Source organism: Emticicia sp. MM (assembly GCF_001649495.1).
In genome coordinates, this window is sequence record NZ_LXHX01000091.1 from 50,767 (window position 1) to 70,050 (window position 19,284).

Annotated in this window: 11 protein-coding genes; 5 read left to right on the plus strand and 6 right to left on the minus strand. The window is 37.6% G+C overall.

The window, feature by feature from the left end; translation table 11 throughout:
* Positions 1-211 precede the first annotated feature (211 nt).
* Together A6M55_RS10860 and upp are read left to right on the plus strand one after the other, a co-directional pair.
* Positions 212-1,954, plus strand: coding sequence for a capsule assembly Wzi family protein (locus tag A6M55_RS10860; RefSeq protein ID WP_082892986.1), 1,743 nt, complete (start codon positions 212-214; stop codon positions 1,952-1,954).
* 73 nt (positions 1,955-2,027) lie between these two features.
* Positions 2,028-2,672, plus strand: coding sequence for a uracil phosphoribosyltransferase (upp, locus tag A6M55_RS10865; RefSeq protein WP_064197607.1), 645 nt, complete (start codon positions 2,028-2,030; stop codon positions 2,670-2,672).
* Between the two features lie 78 nt (positions 2,673-2,750).
* On the opposite strand, the gene A6M55_RS10870 is transcribed toward upp, so the two are convergent.
* On the minus strand, positions 2,751-3,215 hold the full coding sequence (locus A6M55_RS10870) for a DUF4230 domain-containing protein (RefSeq protein WP_229235511.1): 465 nt from the start codon (positions 3,213-3,215) through the stop codon (positions 2,751-2,753).
* Positions 3,216-3,559: 344 nt separating this feature from the next.
* Here A6M55_RS10870 and glmM point away from each other — a divergent pair, with 344 nt between their 5' ends.
* Both glmM and A6M55_RS10880 read left to right on the plus strand, forming a co-directional pair.
* Entirely contained in the window at positions 3,560-4,963 is a 1,404-nt protein-coding gene (gene glmM, locus A6M55_RS10875) for a phosphoglucosamine mutase (RefSeq protein WP_064197609.1), read from the plus strand.
* Positions 4,964-5,173: 210 nt separating this feature from the next.
* Positions 5,174-7,342, plus strand: coding sequence for a hypothetical protein (locus A6M55_RS10880; RefSeq protein WP_156511031.1), 2,169 nt, complete (start codon positions 5,174-5,176; stop codon positions 7,340-7,342).
* Positions 7,343-7,401: 59 nt separating this feature from the next.
* On the opposite strand, the gene A6M55_RS10885 is transcribed toward A6M55_RS10880, so the two are convergent.
* Positions 7,402-12,852, minus strand: a complete 5,451-nt coding sequence (locus A6M55_RS10885) for an alpha-2-macroglobulin (RefSeq protein ID WP_082892987.1) — start codon at positions 12,850-12,852, stop codon at positions 7,402-7,404.
* A gap of 333 nt (positions 12,853-13,185) precedes the next feature.
* Here A6M55_RS10885 and A6M55_RS10890 point away from each other — a divergent pair, with 333 nt between their 5' ends.
* On the plus strand, positions 13,186-13,386 hold the full coding sequence (locus A6M55_RS10890; protein WP_064197611.1) for a hypothetical protein: 201 nt from the start codon (positions 13,186-13,188) through the stop codon (positions 13,384-13,386).
* 174 nt (positions 13,387-13,560) lie between these two features.
* Here the strand turns inward: A6M55_RS10890 and A6M55_RS10895 are convergent, their stop codons facing one another.
* The 4 genes from A6M55_RS10895 to A6M55_RS10910 all read right to left on the minus strand — a co-directional run bounded on the left by A6M55_RS10895 (position 13,561) and on the right by A6M55_RS10910 (position 19,231).
* A complete protein-coding gene (locus A6M55_RS10895; protein ID WP_064197612.1) occupies positions 13,561-15,681 on the minus strand; it encodes a bifunctional aldolase/short-chain dehydrogenase in 2,121 nt (706 codons plus the stop codon).
* A 45-nt stretch (positions 15,682-15,726) separates the two neighbouring features.
* Complete coding sequence (locus A6M55_RS10900; RefSeq protein ID WP_064197613.1) at positions 15,727-16,659, minus strand: substrate-binding domain-containing protein; 933 nt, start codon at positions 16,657-16,659, stop codon at positions 15,727-15,729.
* An 11-nt stretch (positions 16,660-16,670) separates the two neighbouring features.
* Positions 16,671-17,609 carry an ABC transporter permease gene (locus A6M55_RS10905; RefSeq protein WP_082892988.1) on the minus strand — a complete coding sequence of 313 codons (939 nt, stop codon included), beginning with the start codon at positions 17,607-17,609 and terminating at the stop codon, positions 16,671-16,673.
* 110 nt (positions 17,610-17,719) lie between these two features.
* Positions 17,720-19,231, minus strand: a complete 1,512-nt coding sequence (locus A6M55_RS10910; protein ID WP_229235512.1) for a sugar ABC transporter ATP-binding protein — start codon at positions 19,229-19,231, stop codon at positions 17,720-17,722.
* Positions 19,232-19,284: the final 53 nt, after the last annotated feature.

The window sequence follows — 19,284 nt, forward strand, 5'->3', positions numbered from 1 at the left end:
TTACAAATCTAACAGATGATTTACATATAATGAGGAATAATCTGTATTTTCGCACAACTTATATACTTATTAGTAATTATTGAAAGTTTGTTATTGGTTAATTTGTTGTTATGTAGTTTGCTTTCCAACGACATCTAACACAAACAAATTTAATTCAGACACTTAAAAATAAGTAAGTAAAAGTTATTTCTACTAAAAATAACATATTTTAATGAGATTGTGTTTTATAAAATATCTTAAACTTTCTATTACTACACTCCTATTTGGGAAATTGAGTATATTATTTTTTCTGTTTCTTATAAGCAAATCTGGTCTTAAAGCTCAAAGTAATTTTACTCCTCTTAACGAAGATTATACAAACTTGATTGAACGCTACGAGATAAAAAGCGGTAGTTTATCGAGCCTTCATACCAACATCAAGCCAGTAAGAAGAAAAGATCTGGTAAAATTAACGACTGAACTGGAATCGGACGAAAAAGCTAACTTATCTAAAACTGACCGATTCAATTTAGCTTATCTCCAAAATGATAGCTGGGAATGGCTTGATAATGAAAAACTCCCACAGAGTGATAGCAAAAAACCATTATGGACACACTTATTTAGAAAGAAATCTGACTTTTATAGCACCCAAAACAAAGACATAGACTTTCATGTTAGTCCGATTTTTCAGTTTACTTTTGCTCAGGATAATCTTGCTAAGGAAACACCCTATACCAATACACGTGGTATTGAAGTACGAGGGACATTGAATAAAAAACTGGGTTTTTATTCAATGCTTACCGAAAATCAGATTGTATATCCTGAATATATCAGAGAATACGGACGAGAATACAACGCAAATCCATACGAAGGATTCACTAAGATTCCGAATGCCGATTCGAGTAAATACTTAGCAGATTTCTTTTCGGCACGAGGATATATTACTTTTCAGGCCATCAAAAGTGTACAAATTCAGTTTGGACATGATAAAAACTTCATTGGATCGGGCATTCGCTCAATGATTCTATCTGATTTCTCTGCACCTTATTTGCACCTCAAAATTACGACTAATGTTGGGCGTTTTCAGTACATGAACTTGTTTGCTCAGATGATAAACAAGCAAATTCCCTTAGCTGCTGACGGAACAGAACAACTCCCACCCAAATACTTTTCGTTGCATCATTTAAGTGTAAATATTGGTCGAAACCTAAATATTGGAATTTTTGAAAGTATTATTTTTGGCAAACGCCAAGTTGGGTTCGATATTAATTACCTAAATCCTGTGATATTTCTACGTTTTGCAGAAGGACACCTCGGAAGTGTCGATAATTCGATTGCTGGATTAAATTTTAAATATAATTTCAAACGTCACTTTTCTCTATACGGACAATTTGTGTTGGATGAATTTAATGTAAAATATTTCAAGCAAGATGGTTGGTGGGCTAAAAAATACGCTGCTCAAATCGGTGGACGCTATATTGATGTTTTCGGAATAAAAAACCTTGATTTTCAGACAGAATACAACTTAGTAAGACCATATATGTATAGTCATAATTCGACTTACAGTAATTATGTCAATTATAACCTTCCTTTGGCTCATCCTTTGGGAGCAAATTTCACAGAACTTCTGCTAATTGGACGTTATCAACCAACGAGGCGTTTGTTCCTAAACTTCACGACAATGCTCACTCAACAAGGCAAAGATTCAAATATTATCAATTGGGGAGGAAATATTTTGCGAAATTACAATTTTGCCCGCCCATTTGACTATGGAAATGAAATTGGTCAAGGTCGCACAATTAATACAAAATTCTATCAATTTGGAGCATCATACATGATCGCACATAACCTGTTTGCTGATTTAAAGGTTCAAAACCGTAACATTAATCTATCAGGCGATGCTGATGATAAAAAGAACATGATTTTTTCGGTAGGCCTCCGCTGGAATACAAGTCAAAGGCAGTTTTTATTTTAACTTTCTAAATACTGTTTGTGCTATTTTTTAAAATTTACCATTATTCATTGTTAATTATACATTCTCCATAATCATGTTTGTCCTTACCGAAAATAACTCTTTAGCCAACCACTTTCTTTCTGAACTGAGAGATGAACAAACGCAAAAAGACTCGATGAGATTTCGCCGAAACTTAGAGCGTTTGGGTGAAGTTTTTGCTTATGAAATCTCCAAAACTTTGGGTTTTCAAAAACACGACGTAAGCACTCAGCTCGGTATAAAAAAGACTTACCATCTTTCACAAGATGTAGTTTTGGTAACGATTCTTCGGGCAGGTTTGCCTTTGCATCAAGGCTTGCTAAACTATTTCGATAAAGCAGAAAATGCTTTTATAGGAGCATATAGAGGTAAACACGACGAAAAAGAAGCATTTGAGATAGAAATGGACTACATTACAAGTCCAGATATACACGATAAAGTATTGATAATCAGCGACCCCATGCTGGCTACTGGTAAATCAATCGAAAAGGCATACCACGCCATGCTACGCTACGGAGTTCCTGCCAAGACACATATTGTATCGGCTATTGCGAGCCAGCGGGGTGTACGCTTTATTCAAGCACGCCTACCTCAATGCCGCTTATGGGTTGGAGATATTGATACTGAGATGAATTCAAAATCGTATATCGTACCGGGCTTAGGTGATGCTGGCGATTTAGCCTTTGGAGGGAAGATTTAGTGATTAGTTACTGATATGTTATTGGAGAATTAGTAGATTTGTTTTTCGAGTCACCAGTTTACCAATAACCAATAACTACTATTTTAATCGCTCAAGTGTAGCTTTCATACGGTACTGAAGCACTACTTTTTTACCAGATACATTTTCGAGTAAAGGTTTTAACACCAATTCTGCATTTTTCTTGGTTTGCTCCAGAATTCCCATCTCAAGAGCTGACTCCTTGATTTTAGCTTCAGCACGGGTGTAAGCTTCGTTCATCAGCGATTGTTCGTTCATGAAAGCATACTCAGTATCGTAAATTTTCGATTTACTATGATCAATTTTATAACTACACAGCTCAGGGTCAGGTAAATGAACAATTAATGTATCATCTTTGGTTATGATATCTTCAGCTTTAATTTTTGTTAAATCTATACAACCGATCGCTTCGCCTTGTACAATCAAAATTGCTTTCGGATTAGGCATATAATCTCTTACTAATTCTTGCTCGACCACATCTCTGAAAGCAAAATTCGATAATTCTAACTTGCCTAAAACAGTCATTTCTTTCAACACTATATTGTGGGTCGTCTGAATATCTCTAATAGTGAAAGGGTTAAAGTTTTTAAATTTTTCCCACAAAAAAATTGATAATATCACTGTAATGAATAGTATTATTATCTGTATATATCTTTTCAGCATTTTCCTTATTTTGATTTATATAAAAGTACTCCTTCATGTAAAATTACACTACTTTCGAAATAAAGTATGCTTATTTATTATAAAAGCTACATTAAAAAAATTACCTTTTAAAATTCTCATCTTGATTATAATATAATTTTAAACTAAATTTTAAGATGTTTTCTGTATCTTTGTAAAGTTAAAAGTAACCAAAAACTCTATTTACAGTGACGCTTATCAAATCAATTTCGGGTATCAGAGGAACTATTGGCGGAAAAAGTGGCGATTCCTTGACCCCTTTAGATGTTGTAAAATTTACTGCTGCTTACGGTTCTTGGCTTAAAAACAAAAATTCAGAAAAACCACTTCGTGTAGTAATTGGAAGAGATGCCCGTTTATCAGGCAAAATGGTTTCCGATTTGGTATCTGCTACTCTTGTCGGGATGGGTTTTAATGTAATTGATTTAGGCCTATCTACTACTCCTACTGTTGAAATTGCTGTTCCACTTGAAAATGCCTTAGGTGGTATTATTCTGACGGCAAGCCATAATCCAATACAGTGGAACGCTCTAAAATTACTCAACGAAAAAGGCGAGTTTATTTCTGGTGCCGACGGCGAAGCATTACTGGCAATTGCCGAAAACGATAGTGCTGAATATGCCGATGTAAAAAGTTTGGGGAAAGTAGAAACGAATGATACTTATTTACAAAAACACATCGAAATGATTTTAGAATTGCCATTGGTAGATAAAGAAGCCATTGCAAAAGCTAACTTCAAAATTTGTGTTGATGCCGTAAATTCTTCGGGTGGAATTGCAGTTCCGATGCTTTTAGAAGCTTTAGGCATAAGTGAAATCAAGAAAATAAACTGCGAGCCAACGGGCGTTTTTGCTCATAATCCAGAACCATTACCTGAAAATTTAAGAGAAATTTCGGGTGAATTACGCAAGGGAAATTATGATTTAGGAATCGTTGTTGACCCAGATGTAGATAGATTAGCATTTATAAATGAAGATGGCGAGCCATTTGGCGAAGAATATACACTCGTGGCAGTTGCTGACTATATCTTAAAAAATACCGAAAATAAAGAAAATTTGACAACAGTTTCAAACCTTTCTTCGACTTTGGCATTAAAAGATGTAACTGTTAAAGCTGGTGGAACTTATCATTCAGCAGCCGTTGGTGAAGTAAACGTTGTAACCAAAATGAAGGAAGTTGGTGCAATTATCGGTGGAGAAGGCAATGGAGGAATCATATATCCAGAATTCCACTACGGACGTGACGCACTGGTTGGAATTGCTTTATTTTTAACACATCTGGCAAAATTCAGCAAACCGATTGGTTTCTTACGTAATACTTATCCTAACTACCATATCGCCAAAAAGAAAGTAGAACTTACCGCAGATTTGGATGTCGATGGAATTTTAGATGAAATTAAAGATAAATACGAACGCTATCCGATAAATACTGAAGATGGTGTGAAGATAAATTTTGAAAAAGAATGGGTTCATTTGCGTAAATCGAATACTGAGCCTATCATCAGAATTTACGCTGAGTCGGAGTTTGAAACAACCGCCTCAAATCTCGCCGATAAAATCATTCGAGATATTAAAGAATTGATTGCTCAGTAATCACATTCTATATTTTTTAAAGAGCTTTAAATTGTACAAACAGTTTTAAGCTCTTTTTTTATGCGTACATTCTTCATCTTCTGTTCTCGAAGAATCCGTAAGCTAACATCGGCTATTAGTTTTGGCACTGAATTTGTGCATCATTTTTGCACAAACGATTCGCTTATTTATAAATGGTTGTTTTACAATCATCCAATCATTTGATTTATTATGTTCAGGAAAAAAGAAAACTCAAGATTTATAATATCTATCCTTCTATGGATAGTTAGTATGCAAGTGGTAGTTGGACAAGGTTTTCCGACGAACCTTGAATGGCAAAAATGCTATGGTTGGAACGATTACCACGGAGATGAAGGCACTAAGATTATTCCTACACAAGATGGAAATTATATTGCCATTGGTAAAAAGAGTTTAAATGGTTTAGAACTTATATGGGTTGCCAAGATAGGCTCACTGGGTAATATGCTCTGGGAAACAACGGTGTCAGATAATAATGTTTACACAGGCTTTAAAGCCCAAGATATTATTCAAAATCCTGACGGTAGCTATATTTTAGTAGCACGAGTTAATAATTATTCAAACCTACGCTTTAGTAATACAAATGCTCTCAATATTTCTGCAATAGCCAGCAAAGGTAATGTTGATATTCTAATCGCTAAACTCGATGGTGAAGGTAAAATGGTTTGGAATAAAACTTACGGAGGTGATGGTGAGGATATTCCAATAAAAGTTTTATCTACCAATGATGGGAATCTGATGCTACTCTCTCATACTGGCTCTTCGAATGGTGATATTGCTAATTCTAATAAAAATACATCAAGCTTTAATCAAGACTTATGGCTTGCCAAATTAGACCAAAACGGCTCACTATTATCAAAAAAATGTATCGGTGGCAGCGGAGACGAAATGGGTTTTGATATGAAAAAAGCCGATGGTGGATTCGTAATTGTTGGTTGTACCAATTCAAATGATAATGAAATAGGGCCAAATAAGGGCGGAAAAGATATTTTAGCCGTAAAAATTGATGAATCAATCAATGTGGTTTGGAAAAAAACTTATGGCGGAAACCAAAAAGATGAAGCAAAGAGAGTATTAATACAACCTAATGGTGATATTATTGTTGGTTTAATTTCTAACTCTTCGGGTGATGATTTTCAGTTTACACCAAACGATGTTTTCCCAAATAATTTTGAAGAAAACATTTGGCTACTAAAACTCAACTCCAGTGGTGAACTGCAAAATAAAAAAATGTTTGGTGGTGCTGGTCGTGATATTCTTAACGATTTAATTGCAACCAGAGACGGTAATTTTGCGATTGCAGGCTCAACAAGGTCAAATAATGGAGATATCAATGACCGTAATCGAATTCCTTCTAATAATAATGGACAATATGATTTATTGCTCATGAAAATAGGTAATAATTTTGATTATATTTGGTCAAAAACACTCGGTGGCTCATCAGAAGATGAAGGAAATGGGATTGTAGAATCTAATGAAGGGGCGTTTATTGGTATCGGAACTACCCAATCATTAGATGGTGATGTTTCAGGAAACCATTTCAGTTCTCAAAACAACAGAGACATCTGGTTTGTAAAGATAAATTACCGATGTGAAACTGAAATTGTTACTTCCGCTGATTTAGTAGCTGTTAATTCAGAAGTAGTAGCCTCCGAAAGTATTATAACATCAGATAAAGTATCTAAAAATTCGTCAATTCATTACGGTGCCAATAAAAACGTTGATATTGTTGCTGGTTTTGATAGCGAATTTGGTTCAACTCTCGATTTCAACTCAGCCGGTTGTAATGCCGTTGGTGGTATTAGTCCTAATCCTATTCAAATAAAGATAAATAATGAATGCCGAGAAGGCGGGATGAAATTTGAATTTATGCCTTTTACACCGAGTACAGATTTGGGACAGTATAAAATATCAGTGCAAAACCTCGACCCTAAAATTGAATTTAGTTTCAATGGAAATACGCTGATAACTAAGAATAATCTTCCGAATAATGGGAATGCCTATTTCGTAGTGAAGGTCTCAAAAGAGGGTTATCATGATTTTGAATATCAAAGTTATACAAGTACCTGTGAGCATGATAATGCTCCGATTGACTGCCCAGAAAATGACCGAGATGTAATTCTTGATAAAGAATATTATAATTCAGGTGAAATTTTTACTGCCTCATGGACAGGTTCACTTTTACCAAATCAAGAATTGTTTTGGTACAATGAAAATGTAGAAACGATTTCAAAAACAGCAACAACTTTCACTGGAAGAATTACAAGTTTCCCAGCTCACGTTCAAGCCCAACCAGGTATATTTCCAGACTCTCGTCCGTGTCACGGTTCTACGAGGGTTGAATTTAGACCAAGAAAATAAATACTTATATCTAAAAAGCCCCAAAACTAAAGATTTTGGGGCTTTTTGTTATAATAATATTACTCTACCACCACATTTCCACCACCGCTATAACTGCGGTAATCGCCGTTATACATGGCATCGGCTGAAACTGGACCGAGAATAAATTTACCACGAGAAACAACCCTTACTAAATAGTAGAAAGTCTTTTCGGTAGCATCGGCTGTGGTATAGAAATTGATTCTATCATCACGAATATCGAAATGTTGGGGTGTTGAAGCATTTTTTATCCACGTCATATTGCGGTCTTCGTTCAGGCGAGGATTTTCAATCTCAAATGCTGCTGGAAGCATATCTGTTACGACCACATTTTCAACGGGTGTGCCGAGCGTGCTGCTTACACTCACTTTTACTACAACTAACTGATTTTGTTTTAAAGCTCCGCTAAGCGGCTCTCCATTTCGGGTTAAAAATTGTCGGCGAACTTTCAAGAAATTATCTTCTTCTACGTAGCTTCCTGTGGCACTTAGCCCTTCTTGCTGAGAGAAATAATACAAGCCACCTTTTCCTTTGGCCGAGATATTGACCAATTTCCCTGCGATGCCTTTTCCAATATTCAAATCTGTTCCTGTAAAATTCGCTAAAATCTTATTATCAACTGATAATGAAGCCGTTACAGTCGATTCACCCGTACGTTTAGCAATTTTACCCAAAGCTAAGAAACTAAACACCGATTCTTGCGTTGAAAGATAAGGCGTTGATTTGATGGCTTGCGAAAGTATTCTTGCCAGTTTTGGCACTTGCAGATTTTCGGGGTCAGATTCTACCAAACTATTCAACGAAATAGCTAAATTTCTGATAGGTGAAGCAAAACTCCCTCCTGTTTGTTTTTGGGTGTTTTCTATCACATAATCTTTCGGTAAAAGCTGTTTGAAACTACCTTCATCGCCAATTTGAGCAAAACTTGCACCGAGCATATATCGCTCATCGGTTGTCAATAAAGGCTGATTGGCCTTGTAATAATTCATCACTGGCTGATTGGCCTTTCCTGCCATTGCGAGCGTATAGAGTGAATAAATCATTTCATGACGTGCAATCGTTCGAGTTGTCCAAGTGCCAGTTTCGTTATAAATATAATCAGTTTCGGTTAAATCTTGCATCGAAGTTTTGGTAGTCAGATAATCCAACATTCGATTTAGATTTTCGTCACTTACCTCAAAATCTGCTTTTTTAGCTTCGAGTAAGAAATGAGCCGCAAAGGCTGTTCCCCACCAACTTTCGCTATCGCCACCTTGCCAATAGCTCACCGCACCATTTGCCAATTGCATACTTTCTACTTTACGAATAGCCGCTTGCACATTAAATTGTGGATTCCAGTCATTTTCGCCCGAAACTCTGAGCGAGCGAGAGTTTTTTGCAATCATTTTTGTGAAATCGGCAAAATATAATTGTGGGAAAGCCTTTGAAATTGTCTGCTCAACGCAACCATGCGGATATCCCAACAAATAATCTAACTGCTTCGCAAACTGCACCATCGGCGAGCGACTCACCAACAAACTTGCCTGTGCCGTGCCTGTCATATAATCGTTTCCAAGATTTACACTTTCAGTTTTTCCTGCCAAAACTACGCCTGACAATGAGGTTTTGAGCAACGAAGTTGAAGGTCTGATTGTTAAATCTATTTTCTCAGAGAACTTTTCTTTGAAACCATTTACCACTACCGCAATACTTCCAGTGCCGATAGCCGCAGGTGCTTTGATACTAAACATCGTGCGAACTTCTTTACCCGCAGGAACTGCAATAGACTGGTTATTAGCACCTTGCAAAGCCAATCCACCAGTAAGATTAACCGAAACGTTGGCAATTGTGGCGGTTTTGGTAGTATTTGTAACCGTTACAGGAATCATCACTTCATCGTTCGGACTCAAGAACCTCGGAGCTCCCGTGCTGATAACAATTGGATCTTTTACTTTCATATTGGCATTAGCCGAACCAAAAGCCTCATCTTTATACGCAACCGCCATAATGCGTAAATCGCCCGAAAATTGCGGAATTTCAAATTCAAATTCGGCTTCTCCATTCATGCCAGTTTTTAAGATTCCTGACCAAATTGCTACCAATTTCGTACGACCATTACTTAATGGATTTACTCGTTTTTCGAGGTTATAACCATCACCGCCCGTGCTACTACTTGCCAATGATAATTCAGGGAAAAGGAATTGATACAAATCGTGGCTGCTTACTTCCAAAGCTTGTTTTTGATAGAAATAATTGTAAATATCGGGTGTTTTAAAGTTTTTGATTTGCAAAATGCCTTCATCAACCACCGAAATCGTGAGTTCGGTATTGGCTTTGGTTTTTATCGTAACTTTCTGCTTACGTTTCGAGCGAGATTCTTTCACCGCCACAATTTCAACTGGCAATTGATTGGCTGGTTTTTCGACTTTCATCGGAGCAAAACCGTGAGCCACCGTGAGCGGCATATCTGTTCCTTTCATTGGGCGAATGAGCGTTGCCGTTACATAGACATTTGGCAACATTTCTTCGGTAATTTTGATGTCGATTTCGGCCGATTTTTTATCGGTTTCTACATAAAAATGCTCTAAAACTGTTCCTTTTTCTACCGTTACGAGCATTTTTCCTGCAAATGGCGTTTTCATCAAAATTTTAGCTTTATCGCCCACTTCGTACTTTTCTTTATCAAATTCCATCAAAACTTGCCCTTCGTTACTTACTTCAAATGAGCTGCTCGATGTATTTCCATAGCCATACGCATAAAAACCTTGCGAAGCGTAGCTTTTTGCACCCGCTTGGGCAATACGAATTTCGTATTCGCCCGATACTTGCGGAATGAATTTTATCGAAGATTTTCCTGCCGCAAAACTCACCTCTTTGGTCTGGACGAGCTTCTCTTGTCGCTTAGAATTATAGCGAATTACTCCATCAGTTTTTTCGACAACCGTCTGATATTCAATGCGATAGACCAAAACTTCGGCTTTAGCAGACTTTGCTTTTCCATCGGTCGAAACGGCTGCGAGTGGAATCGTCATGGGCACGTGCGTTCCGACGTAATAATCGGCTAACCCGATACCATAAAAAGTATCTTGTGTGAAAACATCAAAACTTTTTACTCGATTGAGCGGACGGCCAGTTTCATCAAAAACTGTCACGAAAACTTTTCCTTCAAGCACACCCATATCTTGGTAAGTAGTGGCCAATTGAAAGGCCTGTTTGGCTTGTCCGTTTTCATCAGTTGAACCTTGTCTGAGGTCATGCTCAAATTTCGTATCATTCTGAATATCAAACGAATACGCTTCAAAACCTTTCGCAAAAAAGGCTTTTCTTTTTAATGAAAAATCCATTTCATAATTTCGGTTCGATGCTGGCGGACCAAATAAATTAGTTGCCGTTGCCACCAGATTTACGGTTTCACCAGTTTTGTAGCTGTCTTTTGCCGAAACGTCAACTTTGATTCTATCAGGCATAAATTCTTCGATGCTGATAGATTTTGAGGTAAGCAAAACATCATTTCCGTTCAGGATTTCGATGGCGTAAGTTCCTGTTACGGCGGCACGGTCGAGCGGAATTGATGTTTCGATTGCTCCTTGTGCATTGGTATTTTTCAAGAAAGATTTAAATTCACGACCATTGGGCAAAATAAGTCTGATTTTCAAAGGAATATCTGCCGCAGAAGCCCATTTGGCATCACGCACAACGGTATTGAAATGAATAGTTTCACCTGGGCGATAAATATCACGGTCGCCATAAACGAAAGCATCAAAACCCGTTGAGTTTGCTCGTTTGCCTTCCACCTCAAAACGTGAGGTTTCTACTTGCGTATCTTCGAGCAACATATAATTAAAATCGTCTTCGGTACGAGCCGTAATCATAGCCAACTTGAAGTTCGGGGCTTTTTCTTTGAGTTTTTCAAAAACGATAACGCCCTTACTGTCAGTTTTTTGCGTTTCCATGATTTGATTATTAGTCGAAATCAATTTTATCTCGACATCACCCATTGGTTCGGCATCTATGATTGAATTAACAAACACCATGAGTTGGTCACCATCGGCAGATTTTTTGGCAATAATTCCTAAATCAGACACCGAAACGAGTTTGGTGGCGTTCTGATAATATTCATCGTTTGAGTTGAGATTGACCAAATAAACGCCACGCAATTTATCTTGCTCAGGCATGGGCATATTCAGCACCGAAACTCCGTGTACTTTTGATAAATTGCCCGTTTCGATGGTGCGGTCAACAATTATATCACTATAAATTCCTTGGTCGTCAGTGCCGTAGTTAAAGCCGTTTACTCGGCTTTCTTCACCGTCATAATCGTAGTTTTCGTAGCGGTTATTTCGCACATACGAGAGCAAGTTATTCTCGTAAATCTTCACAATCTTGAGTTTTACTTTTGGAATATTCGTAATGCGGATTCCTACATTTCGACTACCTTTTGATGAGAGATACAAACCCTTTTTGCTCGTAAATTCGATACTTGCAGGCATTTCTCCGAAAAATAAATCTTTCGTTACATCACCATCAAGTTTTGCTCCGAGTGTACCACGTAGATTATCTTTTATTGTGAGTGTATAAGCCTCTGAAGCACTAAAAAAACCTTTGATGATAAAACCGTTTTCGGTCAATTCGGTTTGCACATCGACGGATGGTTCGATTTTGAATGCATCTTTGAGGTTTTCGCCCGAAATTTGTTGGGTGGTGATTACTTTCACAAAACCTTGATTTTTCTCGAAACCTGTTTCAATATCAACCACTTTTACATTATACGGTGAAGGTAAAACACCCTCCAATTCGATTTTTTCTTGTGTAGCACCTGCACTTCCTGCAATTCTTACGCCTTTTTCGATGATTGTTTTAAGCGAACTTTCATCTTTTAGTGAAGGTGCATTATCAAGGGCCAGTACCAACTTTTGGTCGTTGGGTGTGCTATTTAGGTTAAATTTCGTATCAGCATCTTCGAGCTGAACCTTTAGTAAATTCGTAACATCGGTTTCTTGAACTGGATAATTAAAATCAACTTTTACTTTCGCAACTGGCTTATTATCAGCACCTTTCATCCAATACGTTTCTATTTTCTGAGCTTTTAGATGCGGTGTATGAAACTCAAAAGATTCATTATCTAAACCATAATTTTTAGTTGCCGATTTGCTCAAAAGATTTTTGGTAAGCACCGCTTTATAGTTGGTTGCTCCTTTGAAACCATTTGATGGAGAAAATACCAATTCGTTTTTGGCTGACCATTTAAAAACTCCCTCAACTTTTGGCTCAATTCTGACGTATTCAACTGCTTGCCAAGTTTCTAAGTCAGCCTCAGAAACCAAGTCTTTATTGAAAGTAAAAACTAAGTTTTGAGCAAGTTGAATCTCATCCTCAAAGTTTCTGGCGGCTACGCTTACTTCGTTGAGTTTGGAACAGCCCGTGAATAAATATGAGGTTTGAGCTATTAGATATGAAAAAAAGAGTACACGCACAAAGCTATTGGCTTTTAGGCGAGAAGAAAGAGGGTTCATGGGCGATTTGAAGATTTGAATAGGTTTCGAGGGTATTAACGTGGAAAGTTCGGGAAATTGTAGCGGATTATCAAAATTATTTTTGGAGGATTTGATCAAAAACTACATCAGAAAAATTCAAGAATTCCTTTCATCTGATGAAGGAAGGCGAATACCTTAATCACTACAAAATTCCCAAAGCAAAAATACTTGAAAATAGCCGATTACGAAAACTTAGGTTTACTCTGTCGTGACCACGATGAATAAGCAGAGGCTCAAAAATATTTCACAAAGACACTGGATATTTACCCAAAAACCAACTACGTTGCCAGTGTAAAAGCTGTTCAGAAATTGATGTCAAGTGATAATAATAAAGAAGAATATTATGCAGGAATAGATGTTGGAACTACTGGTATAAAACTGAGTATTTTAGGAGCAGAACTTAATCCAAAAACTAAGAAATTAGAGTTTTGGGTAGCGAAAAAATCAAAATTGCCAATATTTGTATGGGTATTAAGACCTCAATACTTTCAAAGAAGTAGCAAAAGCCATTAAAAGTTTTGTGATTGACTCTTTGGTAAGTTTTGGTATTCCTTCTGACCGAATAATTATTACTCTTAGTAGTGGTTTGGTAGGTAGAATTCATGCTGACACAACACTATTGAAAAATTGAGGCCGAGTTGAATATATACAATTCGGCCATAATTTTATCAGTTTCTTTGAAAAGTCCTATCGATAAAAGCCCATAGCTACACCACCATCAACATTGATAGCATTACCTGTTGATTTGCTTAAAAGTCCACCCACAAAGGCAAAACAAGCATTGGCAATATCAACTGGAAGAATAACTTCATTGAGCAATGTACGTTTGGCATAATAGGCTGGTAATTCTTCCACCGTAATGCCGTATGCTTTTGCACGGCCTTCGGCCCAACCACCTGCCCAAATATTTGAGTCAGAGATAACCGCATCAGGATTCACCGTATTGACACGAATTTTGTCTCCTCCAACTTCGGCAGCCATCAAACGAGATAAATGGGCTTGTGCCGCTTTGGCCGAACCATAACCCGAATTGTTTGGCCCAGAAACTACGGCATTTTTCGATACAATATTCACAATATCACCGCCGAAACCTTGTTTTCTCATCACTTCAATGCCCGCTTTCGATACGATGAATTGTCCTTTTACCAAAATATCATACAACCTATCCCATTCTTCGAGGCTATGCTCAGCAATAGATTTTGAGATACTAATTCCAGCATTATTTACCACAATATCAACTCCGCCAAAGGCCAGACAAGCAGCATCAAGTGCTTTTTCGGTACTTGCAGCATCGGTTACGTTTAGCAAAGTAGTTGCTACTGCATCTCGTCCGAAAGTTTTGATAAACTCAGCTTTTGCTCCTTCCAAACGCTCTTCGTTAATATCATTGATGATTACGCACGCCCCTTCTTCGGCAAATTTTTTGGCAATGGCTTTGCCAATTCCACCAGCCGAACCTGTAATCAAAGCAACTCGGCCTGACAAGGCTTTTGGCTTTGGCATACGTTGTAATTTGGCTTCTTCCAACAACCAATATTCGATATTAAATGCCTCTTGGCGTGGTAAAGAAGTATATTCAGACACTGCCTCTGCTCCTTTCATTACGTTTACGGCATTGATATAATATTCTGATGCCAAACGAGCCGTTGTTTTATCTTTCGAGAAAGTAAACATTCCCACACCTGGGTATAAAATTACCACAGGATTTGGGTCACGCATCGCAGGGGAATTATGATGCTTACAAGTGTTGTAATACTCAGTGTACATCGCACGGTAAGCCTCAAATGCTGGCGTAAGTTTTGCTTTTAGTACCGAAACATCTGTTAAATCTTCATTTGGAGCTAATTCTAAGACCAAAGGAGAAATTTTTGTACGTAAAAAGTGGTCAGGACAAGATGTTCCAAGCGGTGCGAGTTTTTCTAAATCATTAGAATTAATAAACTCTAAAACTCGTGCATCATCGGTAAAATGTCCAATCATTTTGCGTTCGGATGAACAAAAACCTCTTAAAATTGGAGCAATTTTAGCAGCTTGCAATTGACGTGCATCAGTCGGAAGGCTTTCGATTTTCTGTCCCCCAAAAACATTTTTATAATTACTTTCCAGATATTCTGCACATTTTTCGATTACTTCGAGTGTGTTGATATAGCTTTCGTAAGCGGTATCTCCCCAAGTGAAAAGTCCGTGCGAACCGAGCATAATTCCACGCAGTTTGATTCCACGAGCGGCGGCTTCTTCTAAGCACGTGCGTAATTGCAAACCTAAATCAAAACCTGGACGTTGCCAACCAACCCAACCCACTTCACCATTGAATAATTCTTCGGTGATTTTCTTCCCATCTTTGGCGGCGGCAATCGCAATAGCGGCATCGGGGTGAAGGTGGTCGATGTGTTTGAAAGGTAAAAATCCGTGCAGTGGAGTATCAATTGAAGGTGCTTTTGAGGCTAAGTCAAAAATACAGTGATTGAAAAGTTCAACCATTTCGTCTTCAAACTCAATACCACGGTAAACTCTTTCAAGGTTTAGAAGCCTTTCCATGTAAAGTGCCGCACAACCCGACTTTGTGAGTGTGCCAATATCACCACCCGAACCTTTAATCCACATTACTTCGGTATCGGCTCCCGTGAGGGGGTCTTTATCTATGATTTTTACAGAAGTGTTTCCACCGCCATAATTTGTCAATCTTAAATCTGCTCCGAGAATATTTGAACGATATATAAACAAAGCTACTTCATCACCTGCCAATTCAGCGGCTTTTGCATCATCCCATAGGTAGCTTACATGGTTGAAAGTCTTAGAATTTTCCATTTTTTTTCTTAATTATAGCTTAAAATCTTCTTTTTCTCTTAAAAATCACTTCAAAAACTGCCCAACATTCTCATTAGTAACTAACTGAAAGGGAATCATTAGTTCTTTTTCGTAAGGCTGACCCTTGGCAATTTTCACAGCCGTTTCGATTGCCCCTGCCCCTTGTTGTTTCGCATTTTGGAAAACAGTTGCATCGAGTGTGCCTTTCTTCACGGCTTGCAAAGCATCGGCTATTGCATCAATACTTACTACAATTACTTTATCTTTCAGGCCAGCATCTTGTAGGGCTTTCAATGCTCCGAGTCCCATTTCATCATTCTGAGCAAAAACCGCATTAATTTTTGTTCCGTACGATTGAATCCAGTTTTGCATTAAATCCATGCTTTTTGCTCTGTCCCACTCGCCAGTTTGGTGAGCTAAGAGTTTTAAATCAGGATAATCTTTCAAAATTTCTTTTGCCCCTTGTTCACGCTGAATCTGTGCTGCTTGTCCCATAAAACCATGAATCATCACTACATTTCCTTTTCCACCCAATTTATCGGCAATAAATTTCATGGCAATTCTGGCCGATTCTACATCATTTGAACCAACAAAAGCCGTTGGTTTAGTGCTTGTGGCCGAATTTACATTAATGATTGGAATCTTTGCAGCCAAAGCTTTCGTAACTGCGGGCGAACTTGCCTCAACCTCACAAGGATTCATAATGATAACATCTACTTTTTGAGCAATAAAGCTTTCTACCTGTTCGATTTGCTTCAATGGCTGATGTTCGGCATCAACACTTATCAATTCAACGCCCAATTCTTCGGCTTTTTTATTCATTTCGTCACTGATATTGACAATGAACTCATTTTGCATACTGAGTAATGTAACCCCGACTTTAATTTTTTTCTCGCCACTATTTTCTGCCTTTTTCGATTGATTACAACTGGCAAACAAGAAAACCGAAAGGATTAGAATTGAATAAAGGTGTTTCATTATTGTTTATTTTATGAATTACTTTTTTGATTCCAACTATCTAAAACTACTGCCCCGATAATGATTATTCCCATCACAACTTGTTGGTAATAAGATGTTACATTGAGTAAATCAAGGCCATTATTAATTACTCCAATCAACAAAACGCCAACCAAAGTACCCATCATAGTACCAGTTCCACCCGAAGTGCTTGTCCCTCCAATAACTGCTGCTGCAATGGCATCTAATTCAAAACCTGCTCCTGCATTGGGTTGGCCAGTGGTGATTCTTGATGTCAGTAAAACTCCTGCTAATCCTGCCAATAAACCCGAAATCGAATAAACTGCCATTTTCACTTGATTCACATTAATTCCTGAGGCTCGTGCGGCTTGTTCGTTACCACCGACAGCATAAATATACCTGCCGAGTAATGTTTTTTTAAGGGTAATTGAACAAATCGTAAAAACGATAGCCAACACAATAATTGGAAACGGAATACCAAAAACATCACCCCCACCAATGAAATTAAACGAATCAGAAAGGTTTGAAATTGGCCGACCTTTACTTAAAATCAGAGCCAAACCTCGCCCGATTGTCATGGTTCCGAGTGTAACGATAAATGGGGCAATTTTACTTTTTGTAATAATAAAACCATTGAAAACTCCCATCAAAAGCCCAGCCAGTAAACCCGCAAAAATCGGTAATGCTACGGGGAATGTATCGGGGTGTGCCAGCATTGCAGCTGTTACGCCTGTTACGGCAACCATCGAACCTAACGAAAGGTCAATTCCACCTGTAATGATTACAAAAGTTACACCAAAAGCCAAAAGAGCATTGATAGATGCTTGTGTAATGATGATTGTCCAATTTGAAACTGTCAAGAATTGGGGTGAAATAAAGGAAAGAATGAGGCAAATGATGATAAATACCACAAAAATTCCGTACTGTCTTAGGGTTTTAATGTACTGCATTTCTTTTTGAATGACGATTTACGAGTGACGAATGACGAGTGACGAATGACGAAATTAAAAATACTATTTTTAGTCTAAAATTCGTAAATCGTCATTCAAATATTCGTCATTCACTCCACTGCATATTGCATAATTTTTTCTTGGGTTGCCTCCTGTTTTGATAATAAAGCCGTTTGTTTTCCTTTTGAGAGAACCATAATTCTATCGCTCATACCAATAATTTCGGGCAATTCTGACGAAATCATAATGACTGCTATTCCTTTATCAGTCAACTGATTAATCAATTTATAAATCTCAAATTTTGCTCCAATGTCAATACCACGAGTGGGTTCGTCTAAAATAACCAAGCTTGGTGAGGTTAGTAAAACTTTACCGATGACTACTTTTTGTTGATTTCCCCCGCTGAGCGTCATCACTTTTTGATTGATGCTCGTGGACTTTATTTTTAAATCGTTTGCCAGTTGTTTCGTCGCCTCATATTCGCTGCTTGAATTTACAAACCACGCTTTTGAGAAGTTTGCTAAACTCGACAAACTAATATTTTCTTTAATGGATAAGGCAGGAATAAAACCCAAAGCCTTGCGGTCTTCGCTCACATATCCGATGCCATTTTTGATAGCATCTTCGGGCGATTTTATTTCAACCTTATTGCCCTTCAATATGATTTTACCACTATCGTATTTATCCAGTCCGAAAATCGCTCTGGCTATTTCGGTTCGTCCCGCTCCCATCAAACCTGCTATACCAAGCACTTCGCCCGCATAAACTTCAAAGTTAATGTCTTTAAACTTACCTTTCTTGTTTAGATTTTGAACTGAAAGAATAGATTCTCCTTTTATTGAATTATTTTCAAGAAATAGGTCGTTTATTTGCCGCCCTACCATCAATGCAATCAAGGCATTTTTATCTAATTCGTTTGTGTTTTTAGTAGCGATGTATTTTCCGTCACGCAAAACCGTAATTCTGTCTGTTATCTCATATATTTCGTCCATTTTGTGCGAAATATAGATAATTGCCACACCTTTGGCTTTCAAATCTTTAATGATTTTGAAAAGCATCGCCACTTCGTTATCGGTAAGTGCCGATGTGGGTTCATCCATGATAATCACTTTTGCATTGTTTGAAATTGCTTTGGCAATTTCTACCATTTGCTTTTCGGCAATACTCAGATTTTTGATTTTGGTCTGAGCATTAATTTTTACACCAATCAAATCAAGTATTTCTTGAGCTTTTTGATTGATGACTTTATCATTTAGCCAACTTCGATAGTTTGTTTCTCGACCTAAAAAAATATTTTGAGCAACGGTCAATTCGGGAACGACAAGGATTTCTTGATGAATCATAGAAATTCCTTTCTGTAGGTTTTCGTGAACGTTATTGCTCTTTAATACTTCTCCCTCAAAAATAATTTCACCAGAATCTGGTTTAAGCAAGCCCATCAAAATCTTCATAAATGTCGACTTCCCTGCTCCATTTTCACCCATTAAGGCATGCACTTCGCCTTTTTGGAGGTCAAATTGAATATTATCCAATGCCCTTACCCCTAAAAATGACTTATAGAGATTCTGAACTTGAAGAATATTTTGAGGGTTTGAGGGCATATTTTTGATAAAATAATACATTTTGGGTAGAGACGTTGCATGCAACGTCTCTACATGGTGTAAAAAACGTTGAG

What these genes read in the sequence shown, in the direction of transcription:
- A6M55_RS10860 (WP_082892986.1), top strand. Translation starts at nt 212, where the DNA reads ATGAGATTGTGTTTTATAAAATATCTTAAACTTTCTATTACTACACTC.
- upp (WP_064197607.1), top strand. Translation starts at nt 2,028, where the DNA reads ATGTTTGTCCTTACCGAAAATAACTCTTTAGCCAACCACTTTCTTTCT.
- A6M55_RS10870 (WP_229235511.1), bottom strand. Translation starts at nt 3,215, where the DNA reads ATGACTGTTTTAGGCAAGTTAGAATTATCGAATTTTGCTTTCAGAGAT.
- A6M55_RS10880 (WP_156511031.1), top strand. Translation starts at nt 5,174, where the DNA reads ATGTTCAGGAAAAAAGAAAACTCAAGATTTATAATATCTATCCTTCTA.
- A6M55_RS10885 (WP_082892987.1), bottom strand. Translation starts at nt 12,852, where the DNA reads ATGAACCCTCTTTCTTCTCGCCTAAAAGCCAATAGCTTTGTGCGTGTA.
- A6M55_RS10890 (WP_064197611.1), top strand. Translation starts at nt 13,186, where the DNA reads ATGTCAAGTGATAATAATAAAGAAGAATATTATGCAGGAATAGATGTT.
- A6M55_RS10895 (WP_064197612.1), bottom strand. Translation starts at nt 15,681, where the DNA reads ATGGAAAATTCTAAGACTTTCAACCATGTAAGCTACCTATGGGATGAT.
- A6M55_RS10900 (WP_064197613.1), bottom strand. Translation starts at nt 16,659, where the DNA reads ATGAAACACCTTTATTCAATTCTAATCCTTTCGGTTTTCTTGTTTGCC.
- A6M55_RS10905 (WP_082892988.1), bottom strand. Translation starts at nt 17,609, where the DNA reads ATGCAGTACATTAAAACCCTAAGACAGTACGGAATTTTTGTGGTATTT.
- A6M55_RS10910 (WP_229235512.1), bottom strand. Translation starts at nt 19,231, where the DNA reads ATGTATTATTTTATCAAAAATATGCCCTCAAACCCTCAAAATATTCTT.